We start from the raw sequence: 16,749 nt of genomic DNA, 5'->3' as shown, positions 1-16,749 counted from the left end.
TGCGGCACTCTAGCAAATGACCAGGCAAAACGGTGAGCCGTGCCGGTCTTTTCAGTGAACGAATGTTGACTGAAAGAGGGCGGCATGCCAGTTTAGTGAACAAGTGTTTACTCTTCTGGTATCGGCATGTCCCTGCTTCCCCTGAACTGGCTGCGGCCCTTGCGCCCGCTGCTCGCCCCCTTGCGCGTGCTGGCGCGCGACGGCTGGCTGCGCGAGGCCGACGTCGACGCCGTGCTCGCCGCGCTCAATCCCGCCTGGGCACTGAACCGGGTGTTCGCCCGTGTCGAGGCGCGGCAATGGGTCGCCGACGACATGCTCGCGTTGCGCCTGCGAGCCAACGCCAACTGGCGCGGCGCGCGGCCCGGACAGCATCTGCAGCTGTTCATCGAGCACGACGGTGTGCGCCTGGGGCGCAGCTACAGCCTGATCGGTGAGAAGGACGGTTGCCAGGAGATCGCCGTGAAGCGGCAGCCGGACGGGCGCGTCTCGCCGCTGTTGGTGGGTCAGTTGTGCGTGGGCGATGTGCTCGAACTGGGCGCGCCCGGCGGCGATCTGCAGTGGCCGCAGGACGAACGCGGTGTGCTGCTGCTCGCTGCTGGCAGCGGCCTGACGCCACTGCTCGGGATGCTGCGCCAGGCATTGGCCGACGGCTATCACGGCCCGATCACGCTGCTGCATTACGTGCGCGAGCGCGGCCAGCGCGCCTTCCATGACCAGCTGCAGGCGCTCGCCGAGCAGTTCCCCAACTTCACTCCGCGCTGGGCCATCAGCGGCGCCGAAGCCGACGCCGGCGATCTGCACGGGCGCTTCCGCCACGAGCATCTGCAAGACCTGGCAGGTGAGCATGTGCTGGCCTGCGGCCCGGCCGGCTTCGTCGAGGCCGTGCGCGAATCGCTGGCCGAACGCGCGGCCAGTCTGCAATGGGAAGCCTTCAGCGCTCCCGCCTGGAGTGGCTATGAAACTCGGCACGAAGTGCGCCTGCACTTCGCCCGCAGCGGCCAGCAATCCCTCGGCGACAACCAACGCAGCCTGCTCGAACAGGCCGAAACCGCCGGCCTGCGCCCGGCCCACGGTTGCCGCCAGGGCATCTGCGCCAGCTGCACCTGCACCCTGCTTTCCGGCAGCGTGCGCGACCTGCGCAGCGGCGAGCTACACAGCGAGCCGCAACAGCCGATCCGCCTGTGCGTCAGCGCCCCGCAGGGCGACGTCAGCCTCGACCTCTAATTTCTTCCGGAACCTCTGCAATGCGCGAAGACCGCGACCTCACTCCGGCCGAACTGGCCGCCTTCGGCGCCGAACTTGATGCCCTGCGCCTGCGCACCCTGAACGACCTCGGCGAGAGCGACGCACGCTACATCCGCCGAGTGCGCGCTGCTGTGCGCGCCTGCTGCTGGAGCGGCCGCGTGCTGTTGATGTTCGGCTGGTTCCCGCCGACCTGGCTGCTCGGCAGCCTGCTCCTGGGGCTGGGCAAGATCCTCGAGAACATGGAGCTCGGCCACAACGTCATGCACGGCCAGTACGACTGGATGAACGATCCGGAACTCGCCGGCCGCCAGTACGAGTGGGATATCGTCGGCCCGGCCGATTTCTGGCGGCACACGCACAACCACATCCACCACACCTACACCAATGTGCTGGGCAAGGACGACGACGTTGGCTACGGCGTGGTGCGCCTCTTCCCCGAGCAGAAGTGGAAGCCCTTCTACCGCTGGCAGCCGCTGTGGGTGACGCTCCAGGCGGCGCTCTTCCAGTACGCCGTGGCGGTCCAGCACCTGCGCCTGGATAAGTACTTCAAGGGGCGGATGAGCAAGGACGAGCTGCGCCCGCTGCTGCGCCAGTTCAATGCAAAAGTGGGCCGCCAGTGGATCAAGGATTACCTGTTCTTCCCGCTGCTCGGCCTGTTTGGCGGCGGCTTCGGCGCGGTGCTGGGCGGCAACCTGCTGGCCAATCTGCTGCGCAACCTGTGGACCTTCACGGTGATCTTCTGCGGCCACTTCACCGAGAAGGCCGCGGTGTTCCCAGCGAGCGTGCTGGAGGGCGAAACCCGCGGGCACTGGTATCTGCGTCAGCTGCGTGGCTCCAGTAACTTCGAGGGCGGCAAGCTGCTGCACATCCTCACCGGCAACCTCAGCCACCAGATCGAGCATCACCTGTACCCCGACCTACCAGCCCGCCGCTACGCGGAACTTGCGCGCGAAGTACGCGAGATCGCCGCGCGCTACGGGCAGACCTACAACAGCGGCAGCTTCGCGCGGCAGTTCGGCACCGTGCTCAAGCGCATCTGGATCTACCGCCTGCCGTCGGAGCCCGTAACCCAGCCCTGACGAAACCGGGCGAGGGCGCGCAGGCCAAATCCGAATTGCCGCCGCCTTCGCCGCCGTCTGGTCTGCCAGCGGCCACGCCTTGTTGTAATCCCGCGCCCAGTCTTCGCCATTCGAGGGTTCGCCGGGATGAAAGCATCGTCTTGCCATTGGGCGCTTGCCGCCGCCTGCTTCGCCAATCTGGACACCCAGGCTGCGTCGCTCCCCGCGACACCGGGCGAGCGCGATTACCAGCACGAACGCCAGGAGCAACTGCTGCGCGAGCAGGAAAGGCGGCTGCTGGAGCTGCAGCAGCTACCCGGCGAGGCCGCGCCGCAATCGCCGGAAGAAAGCGCAGGCGATAGCCGCTGTGTGGTTGTCCGCAGCATCAACCTGCAAGGCGCCGAGCATCTCGACCTGTCCACCCGTGAGCGATTGCTGGCCGCCCATCGCGGCCAGTGTTTGAGCGCCCATCAGCTCGACGGGCTGCTTAAGGCGATCACCGATCACTACCTGGCGCGCGGCCTGGTCACCACGCGTGTCTACCTGCCGCAGCAGGACCTCTCCACAGGCGCGCTGCAGATCCGAGTGGTCGAAGGTCACCTGGAGGGCTTCGATAACTCCAGCCTCGCCAGCGACCGCGAACTGGGCATGGCCTTTCCCGGCCGCCCCGGCGAACTGCTCGACCTGCGCGAGCTGGAGCAATTGGTCGAGCACCTCAACCGCCTGCCTTCGCGCCAGGCGCAGCTGGAGCTGGTGCCCGGCCAGGAAATCGGCGGCAGCCGCGTGCGGGTAGCAGGCGAGCGTGACAAGCCCTGGCGCGTCTCCGCCTTCCGCGACAACAGCGGCGAACGCAGCAGCGGTGAGCAGCAGGCCGGCGTCGGTCTGGATTGGGACAGCCCGCTGGGCCTCGCCGACCAGCTTGCCCTGCGCGCCGGCCAGGATGTCGTGAGTGATCGCTGGAAAGCTTCCGATCACCAGGGGCTGTTCTACAGCTTGCCCTACGGCTGGTGGACCTTCAGCTACGGCTACCAGCGCAGCGCCTACCGCACCCGCAGCCAGGGCTATGGCTACGCCTTCACGCTGGATGGCGACAGCCAGGTGCAGCGCCTGGGCGGCGAGCGGGTGCTGCATCGCGACGCGGTGAGCAGGACATCGCTCAACCTTGGCCTGGCCTGGATGTCCTCGCGCACCTACATCGATGGCGAGGAGATAGGCATAGCCAGCAGCGAGATCACCGAGGCGCAGCTCGGGTTCGGCCACGGCCGGCGCATCGGCGGGGCCTTCATCAACTTCGATGCCGGCTGGCAGCAAGGCATTGGGGCGCTTGGCGCCCAGGCCGAGCGCGACCCGCAACCCGGCGAGCCGCACGCGCGTTACGACAAGTACACGCTGACCCTGAGCTACCTGCAGCCGTTCCAGCTGTGGGGCGAGCGCTTCAGCTTCGACGCACTGGCCACCGCGCAGCGTAGCGAAGACGTCCTGAACGGCCCGCAGCGCATCAGCCTCGGCGGGCTCAACTCGGTGCGCGGCTTTAAGGAGCAGAGCCTTGCCGGCGACTCCGGCTACTACTGGCGCAACCAGCTGCGCTGGCGCCGCCCTCTGGCGTGGGGGCCATGGCTGCAGGAGTACGGCGTGGGCTACGGCTACGACTTCGGTGCCATCGCCCACGGCCGCTACAACCCCGACCTGCATGGCCGCCTGAGCGGCCACGCGCTGGAGTTTCGCGCTCGCGGTCGCCACCTGGCGGCTGCGCTGAGTTTCGCCCGCTCGTTGGAGCGACCCGCCGTCATCGAGCGGCGCGAGCGCCCGGTGTACTTCCGCGCCGAGCTGTTTTTCTGAGCCAGCAACCGGTTGTCGGTCGCCGGCGGCAAGGCGGCTGCACAATCCCCAAAAGTGGAGTAGTGTATGTACACATGTAATTACGGTGAGTCCCATGTTCTTTGAATGGGACGAAGCCAAGAACCGGGCGAACATCCGCAAGCACGGCATCGACTTCAGCGACGTGCCGGACATGTTCCAGCATCCGATGCTGGTGCTGCGCGATGACCGGATCGACTACGGCGAGGAGCGCTGGATCGGCCTGGGCAGGCTGATGGCGCTGTTCGCGGTGGTCGTGTACTGCGAACGAAGCGGCGAGACGATTCGCATCATCTCCGCCCGCAAAGCCACTCGAGAAGAGGCCAGACGCTATGCCAAACGCATCGAAAACTGATTGGGACCGCCTGGCCAAACAGGCCGACAAGGACATCGACACCAGCGAAATCCCCGAGCTGGGCGACGCCTTCTTCGAGCAGGCCGAGCTGCACGTGCCGGCGAAACAGTCGGTGACCATCCGCCTGGACGCCGACGTGCTCGCCTGGTTCAAGGAGCAGGGCGCCGGTTACCAGACCCGCATCAACCAGCTGCTGCGCCAGTACATGCAGGCCCAGCTGAGCCGCAAGGGCCGCTGACGGCAAAGGGGGACGGAAGCATTCTTCCGTCCCCTTTCGTTCTGCCGGGGCAGGTGCTCCGGCGATTCATCACTCGGCCATCTGCAGTTCCGGCAGTTGCTCGCGGAACAGGCGGGTGGCGCTGAGCAGGCAGATGAAGCCCAGGGCCATCCAGCCGAAGCCGATCATGAAGGTCATGCCCGACAGGCTCGACCACAGCCAGATGGTGCTGAGGAAGCCCGCCGCCGGCAGTACGCCGTAGCTCAGGTAATCACGCAGGCCGCTGCGCTTCTCGTCGATCAGGTAATGCTTGATGACGGCCAGGTTCACCGCCGAGAAGGCGAAGAGCGCGCCGAAGCTGATCATGTTGGCGACCGTATCCAGGGTGACGAACAGCGCGATCAGCGAGAGCAGGCTGATGAGCATGATCGCCGTGGCGGGTACGCGCTTCTTCGACACCAGCTTGCCGAACACCCGGGGAATCGCCCCGTCCCGACCCATGGCGAACAGCACGCGCGACACACTGGCCTGGGACACCATCGCCGAAGCGAAGCAGCCGGCCACATAGGTCGCGGTGAAGAAGGTCACCAGGCCTTCGCCGCCGATGCGGCGCATGACGTCCAGCGCAGCGGAGTCGGCGTCGGTGAGGGCGCTCCATTCCGGGAAGACCAGCTGGCCGAAATAGGCTGGGACGATGAACAGCAGGCCGCCGATCAACGTCACCAGCATGATGGCTCGGGGAATCTGGCGCTTCGGGTTCGGCGTTTCCTCGGCCATGGTCGACACGGCATCGAAGCCGAGGAACGACAGGCAGAGCATGGCCGCGCCCGACATCACCAGCGAGAAGTCGAAGTGCTCGCCATAGATTGGCTTGAGCAGCGAAATCGGTTCGGCCTGGCCGTTCAGGTGGCTCACCGAAAGGGCGATGAACACCACGATGAATACGCCCTGGGCGACGATCAGAATCCAGTTCACGCGGGTGATGGACTCGATGCCGACGAGGTTGAGGAAGGTCACCAGCGCGATCGAGCCGAGGATCCAGGTTGCGGCGGGCACCGCCGGGAAGTACTCGGCCATGTAGATGCCGATCAGCAGGTAGCTGAGCAGCGGCAGGAAGATGTAGTCGAGCAGCAGCGTCCAGCCGGCCATGAAGCCGAAATAGGCGCCGAAGGTCTTGCGCGTGTAGGTGTAGACCGAGCCGGAGAACGGATGCGCCTGGACCATGCGCCCGTAGCTGTAGGCGGTGAGCAGCATCGCCGCCAGGGTGATCACATAGGCGGTGGATAAATGACCCATGGTCAGCCGGGTAACCAGGCCGTAGGTCGTGAAGACCGCCAGCGGCACCATGTACGCCAGCCCGAAGAGAACGAGCGCGGTGATGCCTAGGGATTTGCGAAACGCTCTGGGCGCGCTCGCATTGGAATGCGGTTGATGGGCAGGGATTGAGGTATCGGAAGCGTTTGTTGTTTTTTTCATTGCTGACTCGTGGAAGCTGAACGCAAGACCTTTCGGGGCGGGCGATGGTGCTTCAGCTTCCGGCCGAGGAAAATTATTAAAAATATGCTCGGGACCCATAAAAAAAATCGCCGAGCCGCAAAGCGAACCGATTGATTTCCAACGGCAAAGCGGCCTGGTCGGTCGAGATTGGCGGGCGTGAAAGGGACTGCTTTCCGCTCTGCAACGGGGCTTCGCGATCGCCTTGCAGCCGGTCCAATCCCGCCCCCGAATGCCCTTTCAGCGGGCCTGCATCAGCCTCGGCACGTTCTCCAGCGGCACCCACAATTCGCCCTGCCATTCGAGCAGCGTCATGCGTTGCTGCTGCAGGCTCATCACCACGCGGCGCGGCAGGTAGTCGTCGGCGCTGTGCAGGTCGCGCAGGGTGGGGATGACCTCGTGGCTGAGCCAGTGTTCGAGGCTGCGCAGCTCCGGGTGGCCGAAGCGGACCAGGGCTTTGTAGAGCGCGGGCTCGCTGAGCATGTCGACCGGCTCTTCGCGGCCGCTTTCGTATTGCAGAAGGACGTTGCGGGTTTCGTAGGGTTGGAAGCGCTGGTGGAAGCTGTGCGGGTACCTCACCGCGAGCAGTCGGGCGAGGTCGACGGCGGCGAACCAGGGTTGGTTGTCGATCATGGTCGCGCGCAGGGTGCGCAGGTGACGGGGGAAGAAAGTGGGGAGGTAGACGTCTTGCACTTCGGGGCTCCTTTTCCGATCAGGAACCGCCCCCATCCGGGTGTGGATGGAGGCGGACCGTGCAAGGGTGGAATCGCCGGAGTACACCAATCCGGTCGGGCTCGCGCCCGCCTTGCACGGTCCGCCATAGACTGCCAGGGCTCGGTCTGCGTAAGGCCGGCCGCGCTCTGCTACAGCGAACTGCAAGGTGTACTACCCAGGATTCCACTCCTGGCCACGGCAAATTCGTGGCGGGCGGAACCCTACGCAGAGGGCTTGTAGGATGGCAATGCAGTCGCAGTGTAGGACCTTTCCCAAATGCGCCGGCGGTTGTCGGGGCCGAGAAAATTTCTCCTACAGGCATCCGCGCCCATGCTCGCCGATTGGCGTTCGCAGCCGATCAGTCAGCGCGCCTCACGCGCCGGTTATCCACAGCGCCAGCAGCGGCACCAGGACGAACAGCAGCACGCCGATCTTGTAGATCGCCATGCCGGCGTAGTGCAGGGCGTCGAAGGTCTCCGGCGAAAGGCGGAACCATTGGCTGTGCAGGCGATAGAGCCAGTCGTGGGCGAAGCAGAACACGGCGAACCAGAGCAGCAGCACGGCGTAGTTGAGCAGCAGGTACCAGAGCAGGATTTCGCGATGGTCATGGAAGGGCATGGTCGTCTCCTTCAGCATTTTCCTACCTGTTGATTGAAGCATCCCGGGGCGGCCGGGTGTCGCGGCCAATGGCGGCACGCGGAGCGGGAGTGGATAATGCGCGGCTCCCGGCCTGCGCCTTGCGGCCTGGCCGTTCCGCGGTCATCGCGTTTTCTTCTTAGTCACTCTCGCTCGCCGCGCCCATCTGCGCGGCCAGGAAGCACCATGTTCAGCCCGCTCGTCACCTTCCCGGCGCTCTATACCGCCACCTTGCTCATGCTCGCCGGCTCCGGCCTGTTCACCACCTACATGGGCTTGCGCCTGACCGCCGAAGGCGCGGGTGACCTCTGGGTCGGCGGGCTGATGGCGGCCTACTACTTCGGCCTGGTCTGCGGCGGCAAGTTCGGCCACAAGCTGATCGCCAGCTTCGGCCACATCCGCTCCTACGTGGCCTGCGCCGGGATCGCCACCGTGGTGGTGCTGCTGCATGCGTTGGTCGACAGCCTGGCCATCTGGATCGTGCTGCGCTTCGTCCTGGGCGCGGTGATGATGAACCAGTACATGGTGATCGAGAGCTGGCTCAACGAGCAGGCCGAGAGCCACCAGCGCGGCAAGGTGTTCGCCGGCTACATGGTGGCGGTGGACCTGGGCCTGGTGGTCGGCCAGGGCCTGCTCGCCGCAAGCCCGGCGCTGGATTACAAGCCGTTGCTGCTGGTGGCGATCTGCTTCGCCTCCTGCCTGATCCCGCTGGCCATGACCCGCCGCGTGCACCCGGCCAAGCTGGTGGCGGCGCCGCTGGAGATCGGCTTCTTCTGGAAGCGCGTGCCGCAATCGCTGGGCACCATTTTCGTCGCCGGCCTGATGGTCGGCGCCTTCTACGGCCTGGCGCCGGTTTACGCCAACCGCAACGGCCTGGACACCGCGCAGTCGAGCCTGTTCGTCGGCATGTGCATCGTCGCCGGCTTCTGCGCGCAGTGGCCGCTGGGCTGGTTGTCGGACCGGGTCAACCGGGCCTGGCTGATTCGCGGCAATGCGCTGCTGCTGTGCGCCGCCGCCGTGCCGATGTGGGGGCTGATCCAGCTGCCGTACTGGGCGTTGCTGGCCAATGGTTTCGTCACCGGCATGCTGCTGTTCACCCTCTACCCGCTGGCGGTCGCGCTGGCCAACGACCACGTCGAGCAGCCGCGCCGCGTAGCGCTCTCGGCCATGCTGCTGACCACCTACGGCGTCGGCGCGTGCATCGGCCCGCTGTTCGCCGGTGCGCTGATGCATCGCTTCGGCCCGGGCATGTTCTACATGCTGGTGTCGGCCTACGCCGTGCTGCTGATCTTCTGGGTGCAGCCCAAGCGCGTGACCGGCCTGCACCGGGTCGACGAGGCGCCGCTGCATCACGTCGCCATGCCCGATACGGTCAGCCCGATGTCGGCGACTCTCGACCCGCGCGTGGAAGAAGTGCCGGAAGAGCTTGTGGTGGAGGCGCCACCGAACATCGGCCGCTCCGACGGTGCGCCGGACAAGGCAAGCTGAACCCTTCGCGGAAATGAGAAAGCCCGGCAGATGCCGGGCTTTTCTTTCACCTTGCGGTGTACTGCGTGAGGCTTACGCCTTGAGGTGGGCGTTGAAGACGATGTCGCCACCGGCTTCGGCTACGTTCATTTCGCCGTGCAGTTTGTCGATGGTTTGGCTGGATCCGTTCTCGGCTACGCCCAGTTGGCTGTGCAGACGGTCAACGGTTTGGCTGGAACCGTTTTCGGCTACGCCCAGTTGGCTGTGCAGTTTGTCGACGGTTTGGCTGGAACCGTTTTCGGCTACGCCCAGTTGGCTGTGCAGGCGGTCAACGGTTTGGCTGGAGCCGTTTTCGGCAACACCCAGTTGGCTGTGCAGGCGGTCAACGGTTTGGCTGGAGCCGTTTTCGGCAACACCCAGTTGGCTGTGCAGGCGGTCAACGGTTTGGCTGGAGCCGTTTTCGGCAACACCCAGTTGGCTGTGCAGGCGGTCAACGGTTTGGCTGGAGCCGTTTTCGGCAACACCCAGTTGGCTGTGCAGGCGGTCAACGGTTTGGCTGGAGCCGTTTTCGGCAACACCCAGTTGGCTGTGCAGGCGGTCAACGGTTTGGCTGGAGCCGTTTTCGGCAACACCCAGTTGGCTGTGCAGGCGGTCAACGGTTTGGCTGGAGCCGTTTTCGGCAACACCCAGTTGGCTGTGCAGGCGGTCAACGGTTTGGCTGGAGCCGTTTTCGGCAACACCCAGTTGGCTGTGCAGGCGGTCAACGGTTTGGCTGGAGCCGTTTTCGGCAACGCCCAGTTGGCTGTGCAGACGGTCAACGGTTTGGCTGGAACCGTTTTCGGCTACACCCAGTTGGCTGTGCAGTTTGTCGACGGTTTGGCTGGAACCGTTTTCGGCTACGCCCAGTTGGCTGTGCAGGCGGTCAACGGTCTGGCTGGAACCGTTTTCGGCTACACGGGCTGCGGCGGCATGGATGTGATCAGAGCCGTCCTGGGCGAAGGCGATGTTGGCGGCCAGGAGGGAGAGGGCAAGGCTGAGGGCGATTCGAGTTTTCATTTTGGTTAGCTCCGAAAGGGGTAGGGGCTGTTGATCCGGTACAGGTTCATTTTCCCTTCGGAGAAATCGATTTAAAAACGATGCTCCTCAATACAGAGGATCGACGAGCTCGATTATTTACCGGTCCGATTGCAACTATCGCTGTCGATGATTGCGTTCGTCGAAGGGCTCTGGATCGGGCGTTTGCGCGGGGTGTGGGGCGGGAAAGGTTGGTCGTGAGCATTCCCGGGTAAATCATTCGAGCGACGGAAATAAGAAAGCCCGGCAGATCAGCCGGGCTTTTCATTCACCTTGCGGTGTACTGCGTGGCGTTTAGGCCTTCAGGTGGGCGTTGAAGACGATGTCACCACCGGCTTCGGCAACGCTCATGTCGCTGTGCAGGCGGTCGATGGTTTTGCTGGAACCGTTCTCGGCAACGCTCATGTCGCTGTGCAGACGGTCGATGGTTTTGCTGGAACCGTTTTCAGCAACACCCATTTGTTGGTGCAGTTTGTCGACGGTCTGGCTGGTGCCGTTTTCGGCAACGCCCATTTGTTGGTGCAGCTTGTCGACGGTCTGGCTGGTGCCGTTCTCGGCGACGCCCATTTGCTCGTGCAGTTTGTCGACGGTGCGGCTGGAACCGTTTTCGGCGACGCGGGCTTCGCTACCCATTTCTTTGTGCAGACGGTCGATGCTGTGTTTGCTGCCGTTCTCGGCAACGCGGGCGTCGGCGGCCTGGCGTTGATGCAGTTTGTCGATGGTGCGATCCGAACCGTCCTGGGCGATTTGCGGCTGGGCGATGGCGGAAGCGCTGGTCGGCGCGGGGGCGGCGAAGGCCATGTTGGCGGCCAGCAGGGAGAGGGCAAGGCTGAGGGCGATTCGGGTTTTCATTTTGAGTAGCTCCGCAAGGGGGAAGAGGTTTTGATCCGGTACAGGCTTATTTTCCCTTCGGATAAATCGATTTAAAAACGATGCCCATCAATGCTGTAGATCAACGATGTCGATTATTTAGCCGGCTAATTTCTACTATCGCCATAAATGATGGAATGCGCCGAGGCGCTCTGGAGCGGGCGTTTCAGAGGGGATTTGGGGCAGGATGGGGCGGGCCGGGGCGACCCTGGATTATTCGATGTGGAATGGAGCGGGGCGGAACTAAGAAAGCCCGGCACTAACCGGGCTTTTCTTTCACCTTGCGGTGTACTGCGTGGCGCTTAGGCCTTCAGGTGGGTGTTGAAGACGATGTCGCCACCGGCTTCGGCAACACTCATGTCGCTATGCAGTTTGTCGATGGTCTGGCTGGAACCGTTCTCGGCTACGCCCAGTTGGCTGTGCAGACGGTCGACGGTCTGGCTCGAACCGTTTTCAGCGACACCCAGTTGGCTGTGCAGTTTGTCGACGGTCTGGCTGGAGCCGTTTTCGGCTACGCCCAGTTGGCTGTGCAGGCGGTCAACAGTCTGGCTGGAACCGTTTTCAGCGACACCCAGTTGGCTGTGCAGACGGTCAACAGTCTGGCTGGAGCCGTTTTCGGCTACGCCCAGTTGGCTGTGCAGGCGGTCAACAGTCTGGCTGGAGCCATTTTCCGCTACGCCCATTTGCTGGTGCAGTTGGTCGATGGTCTTGCTCGAACCGTTTTCAGCGAAGCGGGCTTTGGCGGCTTCGAGTTGCTTGTGCTGTTGGTCGAGGGTGCGTTCGCCGCCGTCTTGGGCCAGAACCTGGATCTGGGTGGCGTTCAGGACCGGGGTCTCTTGCTGCGAGCCAGCGAAAGCGGCATTAGCTGCAAGTACGGAGAGGGCAAAGCCAAGTACGAGAGTGCGTTTCATGATGTGGCTCCAGAAGAGAGTGGGGAGTTCGTTGGACACGGGGCTAGTATCTGTTCTGGAATATCGATTGAAAAACGAACCCGCTGCATAGTCGATATCGACAGCGTTGATTATGAATTTGTACTAATAAAAACAATAACTTGAGTTTAAAAAATGACTTCTATCAATGGCCTTGATGGGTGTTATTGGTCTAATTGCTTTTATCTAAATAGTTGATTTATTTTGAGCGAAACCGTGGGAATGGCTCTAGCCTGGGCTTTTCCGTCGATATCGATGTTTGTGAGGCGGTTGATCGATTGCTGCGCGAGCCGCGCGCCTTGGCCGATTGCCGGCGCAAGCGGGAGCATCCGCCCGCTCGGCGTGTCCAAGGCCACAATGGCCGGTGTCTGGCTTCGACCGGCGTGATTGCCCACACTGTCGGGCGGATGTGCCGGGGGCTGTCTTCCCGGCGCGGCGACAAGGAGTTCCGCATGACCCGCGGTCACAAGATCTGTCTGTTCGGCCTTGCCGGCCTGCTCGCCCTGGGAGGGGCGGCGCTGGTGTTCATCGCTACCTTCGACTGGAACGGCGTGCGGCCTTTGATCAACGAGAAGGTTTCCGCCGCGCTCGGCCGCCCCTTCGCCATCAATGGTGACTTGCAGGTGCTCTGGCAGCGCGAGCCGGAGCAGGGCGGCTGGCGCGCGCTGGTGCCGTGGCCGCATTTCAGCGCCAGCGACCTCACGTTGGGCAACCCCGACTGGACGCAGGGCAAGACCCGCGCCGCGCAGTTCGCCAGCCTGGAGCGCGTGGAGTTCCGCCTCTCGCCGCTGCCGCTGCTGTGGCATGAAGTGGTGATCCCGCAGGTCCGCCTGAGCAAACCGAGCGCCGATCTCCTGCGCCTGGCCGATGGCCGCGCCAACTGGGTCTTCACCCTGCCGGCGAAGGACGGCAGCGAGCAGCCTTCGCCGTGGACGCTGTCCATCGGCGAGATCGGCTTCGACCAGGGCCGGATCAACCTCGACGACCAGAGCCTGAAAACCCGCCTGGATCTGCAGGTGAACACCCTCGGCAAGCCGGTGCCCTTCGCCGAACTGGCCGGCAAGGGCGTGGGCGGCGAGTTGGCGCAGGCGACCCAGGACTATGTGTTCGGCTGGAAAGCTCAAGGCAGCTACAAGGGCCTGCCGCTGGAGGGCGCCGGCAAGGTCGGCGGCGTGCTGGCGCTGGAAGATGCCAGCCGGCCATTCCCGTTGCAGGCCGAGGTGAAGATCGGCGACACCCGCGCAAGCGTGGTCGGCACCCTCACCGATCCGTTGAACCTGGGCGCGCTCGACCTGCGCCTGAAGCTGGCCGGCAACAGCATGGCCAACCTCTATCCGCTGACCGGCGTGACCCTGCCGGACACTCCGGCCTACGCCACCGACGGGCGCCTGCAAGCGCAGCTGAAAGACCCGGCGGGCGCGCGTTTCGAGTACCAGAACTTCAACGGCAAGGTGGGCGAGAGCGACTTGCACGGCAGCCTGACCTTCATCAATGCCCAGCCGCGGCCCAAGCTCAGCGGCAAGCTCACTTCCGAGCAGCTGCGCATGGCCGACCTCGGCCCGCTGATCGGCGCCGACTCCAACTCGGCCAAGCAGGCGCGCGGGCAGACGACTCGCCAGCCGACGGACAAGCTGCTGCCGGTGGAGGCGTTCCGCACCGAGCGCTGGCGCGCGATGGACGCCGACGTGCAGTTCAGCGGCAAGCGCATCATCCACAGCGACAAGCTGCCGATCAGCGACCTGCAGACCCACCTGTTGCTCGAAGACGGCCTGTTGCGCCTGGACCCGCTGCGCTTCGGCGTCGCCGGCGGCAGCCTGAGCGCGCAGGCACAGCTGGATGGCGGCAAGACGCCGATGCAGAGCAAGCTGCAGTTGCAGATGCGCGCGCTCAAGCTCAAGCAGTTGTTCCCGAACGTCCAGCAGATGCAGACCAGCTACGGCGAGCTCAATGGCGACGCCAACCTGAACGGCACCGGCAACTCGGTGGCGACCATCCTGGGCGGCGCCAATGGGGACATGAGGCTGGTGATCAATGACGGGCGGATCAGCAAGGGGCTGATGGAGATCGCCGGGCTGAACGTCGGCAACTATGTCGTGGCCAAGCTGTTCGGCGACGACGACGTGAAGATCAATTGCGCGGTGGCCGACGTCGGCGTCACCAAGGGCCTGGCCGCGCCACGGCTGTTCGCCTTCGATACCGAGAACGCGATCATCAACGTCGAGGGCACCGCCAACTTCGCCAACGAGAAGCTGGACCTCGATGTGATTCCACACAGCAAGGGCGTGCGGCTGTTCTCGTTGCGCTCGCCTCTATACGTGCACGGCACCTTCAAGAACCCGCAGGCCGGCGTGCATACCGGGCCGCTGCTGGCGCGCGGCGCCGGCATGGTCGCGCTGGGCGTGGTGGCCGGGCCGGCGGCCGGGTTGCTGGCGCTGATCGCGCCGAGCAAGAGCGACGACAACGAGTGCGCGCCGCTGCTGGCGCAACTGAAGGCGCCAGCCAAGCACTGAGTCTCAGTAGACGGGGATGTACAGCTCGACCTCGGAGGCGGGGTCGTCCGGGCCTTTGAAGTGCTCGTCGTAGCGCTCGAAGGCCGGCGCCTGGCGCGGTTCGAGGCCGCGCAGGGCGAGCAGTTCGGAGTAGATGCGCTGGAAGCTGTCGGGCATCTCGTCGACGGTGCCGCGATGGACGAACACCGCGTACTTCTGCGCCGGCACGCGGATCTGCAACATGCCCGGCGGCACCTCGGCAGGCGACACCTGGGCGCCGGCGATATAGCGGAACTCGCCGCGTTCGTCGTGGGTGCACAGGCCATAGAGCACCTGGGCGTCGGTGCGGTTGGCGAGCTGCGGCGCCTGCGGCAGGAAGCGTTGCCACAGCGCGCGAATACTGCCGTCGCTGGCGGGCTTGAACTCCATGCCGACGAGATCGAAGGCGGGCAGCTCGAGGATCCGGTGTTTCATGGCGTCAGGCCTCCTTGGCCGATGGGTGGGCTTACTGCGCGGCTTTCTCGGCCTCGTCCCGGCGCTGCTGCTCCTGGGCGTTGGCCTGGTCGATCTGCTGTGTGACTTGCTGCATCTGCTGCTGCGCCTGGGCAGCCTGCTTGGCCTGCAGTTCGGCGGTGGCGGCGGTTTCGCCGAGGCCACAGCCGGCGAGCGGCAGGGCGAGGGTGAAGAGGAAGGCAATACGGAGTTGAGGCATCACGGGGCTCCTGGCGAGTGAGACAAGCCTAGCCAAGCCCGCGCTGGGTGCCTAGAACGTAGGGCGAATAACCGTTCGCGGTTATCCGCCGATTGGGGCTGCGGCGCATAACCCCCTTGGGGTTATGCACCCTACGTATAGGGTTGGGGTGAGTGGTGGCCTTGCTTTGTGTAGGGCGAATAACCGCGAAGCGGTTATCCGCCGCCGGGCATCAGCCGTAGCGCTTGAACGCCTCGATGGCCAGGCCGTTGCCGATGCCGCCAAAGCGGTCGCCGTCGACGTGGCGGGCGTTGGGCAGCATGGCCGCCACGCTCTGGCGCAGCGCCGGCACGCCGCTGGAGCCGCCGGTGAAGAACACGGTGTCGACCTTGGCCGGGTCCACATCGGCGTCGCCCAGCAGACGCATCACGCCGCCGCGCACACGTTCCAGCAGGGGCTCGATGGCGCCCTCGAAGAGCTCACGGGGCAGCTCGGCGACCAGCGCCGGCTCAATGCGGGCGAGGTCGATGTCGCGGCGCTGGCTGTCGCTCAGCTCGATCTTGCTGGCCTCAACCTGCATCGCCAGCCAGTGCCCGGCGCGCTGCTCGATCAGGCGGAACAGGCGGTCGATGCCGGTGGCATCGACGATGTCGTAGCGCATGTTCTTCAGCGCCAGCTGCGACTTCTGCGCGTAGACCGCGTTGATGGTGTGCCAGGTCGCCAGGTTCAGGTGGTAGCTGGTCGGCATCAGCGCGTCGCTCTTCATCTTGCTGCCGTAGCCGAACAGCGGCATCACGCCCTGCAGGCTGAGCTGCTTGTCGAAGTCGGTGCCGCCGATGTGCACGCCGCCGGTGGCGAGGATGTCGGCCTGGCGGTCGGCCACTTCGCGGCGTTCCGGCGCCAGGCGCACCAGCGAGAAGTCCGAGGTGCCGCCACCGATGTCGACGATCAGCACCAGCTCTTCGCGCGTGATGCTGCGTTCGTAGTCGAAGGCTGCGGCGAGAGGTTCGTACTGGAAGGAGATGTCCTTGAAGCCGAGCTTCTGCGCCACGGCGACCAGGGTGTCCTGGGCTTCGCGGTCGGCTTTTTCGTCGTCGTCGACGAAGAACACCGGGCGGCCCAGCACCACCGATTCGAATTCGTGGCCGGCGACGGCTTCGGCGCGCTTCTTCAGCTCGCCGAGGAACAGCCCGAGCAGGTCTTTGAACGGCAGCGCGCTGCCCAGCACGGTGGTTTCGCTCTTGAGCAGGGCCGAGCCCAGCAGGCTCTTGAGCGAGCGCATCAGGCGGCCTTCGTAGCCTTCGAGGTATTCGTGCAGGGCCAGGCGGCCGTACACCGGGCGGCGTTCTTCGGCGTTGAAGAAGATCACCGAGGGCAGGGTGATCTTGCCGTCTTCCAGCTCGATCAGCGGTTCCACCCCGTCGCGCCACCAGCCGACGGTGGAGTTGGAGGTGCCGAAGTCGATGCCCAGGGCGCGGGCGGCTTGGGAGTGAGGCATGGCGCAGGTCCGGAGAAAAAACGGCCGCGCACTATACGCGAGTGCGCGACGGGACGCTCGGTTATCGGCTCGCGCGCCGCTGGACGGTGGAAGCGCTAGAGTGCTTGGGAAGGTCTTGTAGTTTTGCTACATTTGGCGTCCCTGTAGTTTTGCTA

The 16,749-nt window shown here is 64.6% G+C and carries 16 protein-coding genes; 8 read left to right on the top strand and 8 right to left on the bottom strand.

Annotated elements, in window-relative coordinates; all coding sequences use genetic code 11:
• Positions 1-126 precede the first annotated feature (126 nt).
• From PKB_RS25650 to PKB_RS25630, 5 genes are all read left to right on the top strand, one after another.
• Positions 127-1,224 carry a ferredoxin reductase gene (locus PKB_RS25650; protein WP_043255680.1) on the top strand — a complete coding sequence of 366 codons (1,098 nt, stop codon included), beginning with the start codon at positions 127-129 and terminating at the stop codon, positions 1,222-1,224.
• Between the two features lie 20 nt (positions 1,225-1,244).
• On the top strand, positions 1,245-2,324 hold the full coding sequence (locus tag PKB_RS25645) for a fatty acid desaturase family protein (RefSeq protein WP_043255678.1): 1,080 nt from the start codon (positions 1,245-1,247) through the stop codon (positions 2,322-2,324).
• A 126-nt stretch (positions 2,325-2,450) separates the two neighbouring features.
• Positions 2,451-4,142, top strand: a complete 1,692-nt coding sequence (locus tag PKB_RS25640) for a ShlB/FhaC/HecB family hemolysin secretion/activation protein (RefSeq protein ID WP_043255676.1) — start codon at positions 2,451-2,453, stop codon at positions 4,140-4,142.
• Positions 4,143-4,236: 94 nt separating this feature from the next.
• The gene (locus tag PKB_RS25635; RefSeq protein WP_043255675.1) at positions 4,237-4,515 is read left to right on the top strand and encodes a BrnT family toxin; all 279 of its coding nucleotides are present in this window, start codon (positions 4,237-4,239) and stop codon (positions 4,513-4,515) included.
• Positions 4,493-4,753 (top strand): BrnA antitoxin family protein, encoded by a 261-nt coding sequence (locus tag PKB_RS25630; protein ID WP_043255673.1) that lies wholly within the window; start codon positions 4,493-4,495, stop codon positions 4,751-4,753. Before PKB_RS25635 ends, PKB_RS25630 begins: the two co-directional genes overlap by 23 nt.
• A gap of 69 nt (positions 4,754-4,822) precedes the next feature.
• On the opposite strand, the gene PKB_RS25625 is transcribed toward PKB_RS25630, so the two are convergent.
• The 3 genes from PKB_RS25625 to PKB_RS25615 all read right to left on the bottom strand — a co-directional run bounded on the left by PKB_RS25625 (position 4,823) and on the right by PKB_RS25615 (position 7,558).
• The gene (locus PKB_RS25625) at positions 4,823-6,208 is read right to left on the bottom strand and encodes an APC family permease (RefSeq protein WP_043255672.1); all 1,386 of its coding nucleotides are present in this window, start codon (positions 6,206-6,208) and stop codon (positions 4,823-4,825) included.
• A 258-nt stretch (positions 6,209-6,466) separates the two neighbouring features.
• Entirely contained in the window at positions 6,467-6,919 is a 453-nt protein-coding gene (locus PKB_RS25620; RefSeq protein WP_043255670.1) for a BRO-N domain-containing protein, read from the bottom strand.
• A 393-nt stretch (positions 6,920-7,312) separates the two neighbouring features.
• Positions 7,313-7,558, bottom strand: a complete 246-nt coding sequence (locus PKB_RS25615; protein ID WP_043257801.1) for a DUF6868 family protein — start codon at positions 7,556-7,558, stop codon at positions 7,313-7,315.
• Between the two features lie 204 nt (positions 7,559-7,762).
• On the opposite strand from PKB_RS25615, the gene PKB_RS25610 reads away from it, so the two are divergent.
• Positions 7,763-9,064 (top strand): MFS transporter, encoded by a 1,302-nt coding sequence (locus tag PKB_RS25610; protein ID WP_043255668.1) that lies wholly within the window; start codon positions 7,763-7,765, stop codon positions 9,062-9,064.
• 84 nt (positions 9,065-9,148) lie between these two features.
• Positions 9,149-10,108: a hypothetical protein gene (locus tag PKB_RS30630; RefSeq protein ID WP_156958080.1), complete on the top strand. Its 960-nt coding sequence runs from the start codon at positions 9,149-9,151 to the stop codon at positions 10,106-10,108.
• A gap of 303 nt (positions 10,109-10,411) precedes the next feature.
• On the opposite strand, the gene PKB_RS25600 is transcribed toward PKB_RS30630, so the two are convergent.
• Complete coding sequence (locus PKB_RS25600) at positions 10,412-10,969, bottom strand: hypothetical protein (protein ID WP_043255667.1); 558 nt, start codon at positions 10,967-10,969, stop codon at positions 10,412-10,414.
• Between the two features lie 320 nt (positions 10,970-11,289).
• On the bottom strand, positions 11,290-11,898 hold the full coding sequence (locus tag PKB_RS25595; RefSeq protein WP_043255666.1) for a hypothetical protein: 609 nt from the start codon (positions 11,896-11,898) through the stop codon (positions 11,290-11,292).
• A gap of 470 nt (positions 11,899-12,368) precedes the next feature.
• On the opposite strand from PKB_RS25595, the gene PKB_RS25590 reads away from it, so the two are divergent.
• Positions 12,369-14,426 carry an AsmA family protein gene (locus PKB_RS25590; RefSeq protein WP_043255665.1) on the top strand — a complete coding sequence of 686 codons (2,058 nt, stop codon included), beginning with the start codon at positions 12,369-12,371 and terminating at the stop codon, positions 14,424-14,426.
• A gap of 3 nt (positions 14,427-14,429) precedes the next feature.
• Here PKB_RS25590 and PKB_RS25585 read toward each other — a convergent pair whose 3' ends face one another.
• From PKB_RS25585 to PKB_RS25575, 3 genes are all read right to left on the bottom strand, one after another.
• A complete protein-coding gene (locus PKB_RS25585; protein WP_043255664.1) occupies positions 14,430-14,879 on the bottom strand; it encodes a GyrI-like domain-containing protein in 450 nt (149 codons plus the stop codon).
• A gap of 31 nt (positions 14,880-14,910) precedes the next feature.
• A complete protein-coding gene (locus PKB_RS25580) occupies positions 14,911-15,117 on the bottom strand; it encodes a hypothetical protein (protein WP_043255662.1) in 207 nt (68 codons plus the stop codon).
• A gap of 211 nt (positions 15,118-15,328) precedes the next feature.
• Complete coding sequence (locus PKB_RS25575; RefSeq protein ID WP_043255660.1) at positions 15,329-16,594, bottom strand: Hsp70 family protein; 1,266 nt, start codon at positions 16,592-16,594, stop codon at positions 15,329-15,331.
• Between the last annotated feature and the right edge of the window lie 155 nt (positions 16,595-16,749).

The organism is Pseudomonas knackmussii B13 (genome assembly GCF_000689415.1).
Classification (GTDB): Bacteria; Pseudomonadota; Gammaproteobacteria; order Pseudomonadales; family Pseudomonadaceae; genus Pseudomonas; species Pseudomonas knackmussii.
Note: the sequence above shows the minus strand (reverse complement) of the source record. Positions and strands in the feature narration are given on the sequence as shown.

Coding starts and splice junctions, on each gene's coding strand:
- PKB_RS25650 (WP_043255680.1), top strand. CDS start 127: ATGTCCCTGCTTCCCCTGAACTGGCTGCGGCCCTTGCGCCCGCTGCTC.
- PKB_RS25645 (WP_043255678.1), top strand. CDS start 1,245: ATGCGCGAAGACCGCGACCTCACTCCGGCCGAACTGGCCGCCTTCGGC.
- PKB_RS25640 (WP_043255676.1), top strand. CDS start 2,451: ATGAAAGCATCGTCTTGCCATTGGGCGCTTGCCGCCGCCTGCTTCGCC.
- PKB_RS25635 (WP_043255675.1), top strand. CDS start 4,237: ATGTTCTTTGAATGGGACGAAGCCAAGAACCGGGCGAACATCCGCAAG.
- PKB_RS25630 (WP_043255673.1), top strand. CDS start 4,493: ATGCCAAACGCATCGAAAACTGATTGGGACCGCCTGGCCAAACAGGCC.
- PKB_RS25625 (WP_043255672.1), bottom strand. CDS start 6,208: ATGAAAAAAACAACAAACGCTTCCGATACCTCAATCCCTGCCCATCAA.
- PKB_RS25615 (WP_043257801.1), bottom strand. CDS start 7,558: ATGCCCTTCCATGACCATCGCGAAATCCTGCTCTGGTACCTGCTGCTC.
- PKB_RS25610 (WP_043255668.1), top strand. CDS start 7,763: ATGTTCAGCCCGCTCGTCACCTTCCCGGCGCTCTATACCGCCACCTTG.
- PKB_RS25600 (WP_043255667.1), bottom strand. CDS start 10,969: ATGAAAACCCGAATCGCCCTCAGCCTTGCCCTCTCCCTGCTGGCCGCC.
- PKB_RS25595 (WP_043255666.1), bottom strand. CDS start 11,898: ATGAAACGCACTCTCGTACTTGGCTTTGCCCTCTCCGTACTTGCAGCT.
- PKB_RS25590 (WP_043255665.1), top strand. CDS start 12,369: ATGACCCGCGGTCACAAGATCTGTCTGTTCGGCCTTGCCGGCCTGCTC.
- PKB_RS25585 (WP_043255664.1), bottom strand. CDS start 14,879: ATGAAACACCGGATCCTCGAGCTGCCCGCCTTCGATCTCGTCGGCATG.
- PKB_RS25580 (WP_043255662.1), bottom strand. CDS start 15,117: ATGCCTCAACTCCGTATTGCCTTCCTCTTCACCCTCGCCCTGCCGCTC.
- PKB_RS25575 (WP_043255660.1), bottom strand. CDS start 16,594: ATGCCTCACTCCCAAGCCGCCCGCGCCCTGGGCATCGACTTCGGCACC.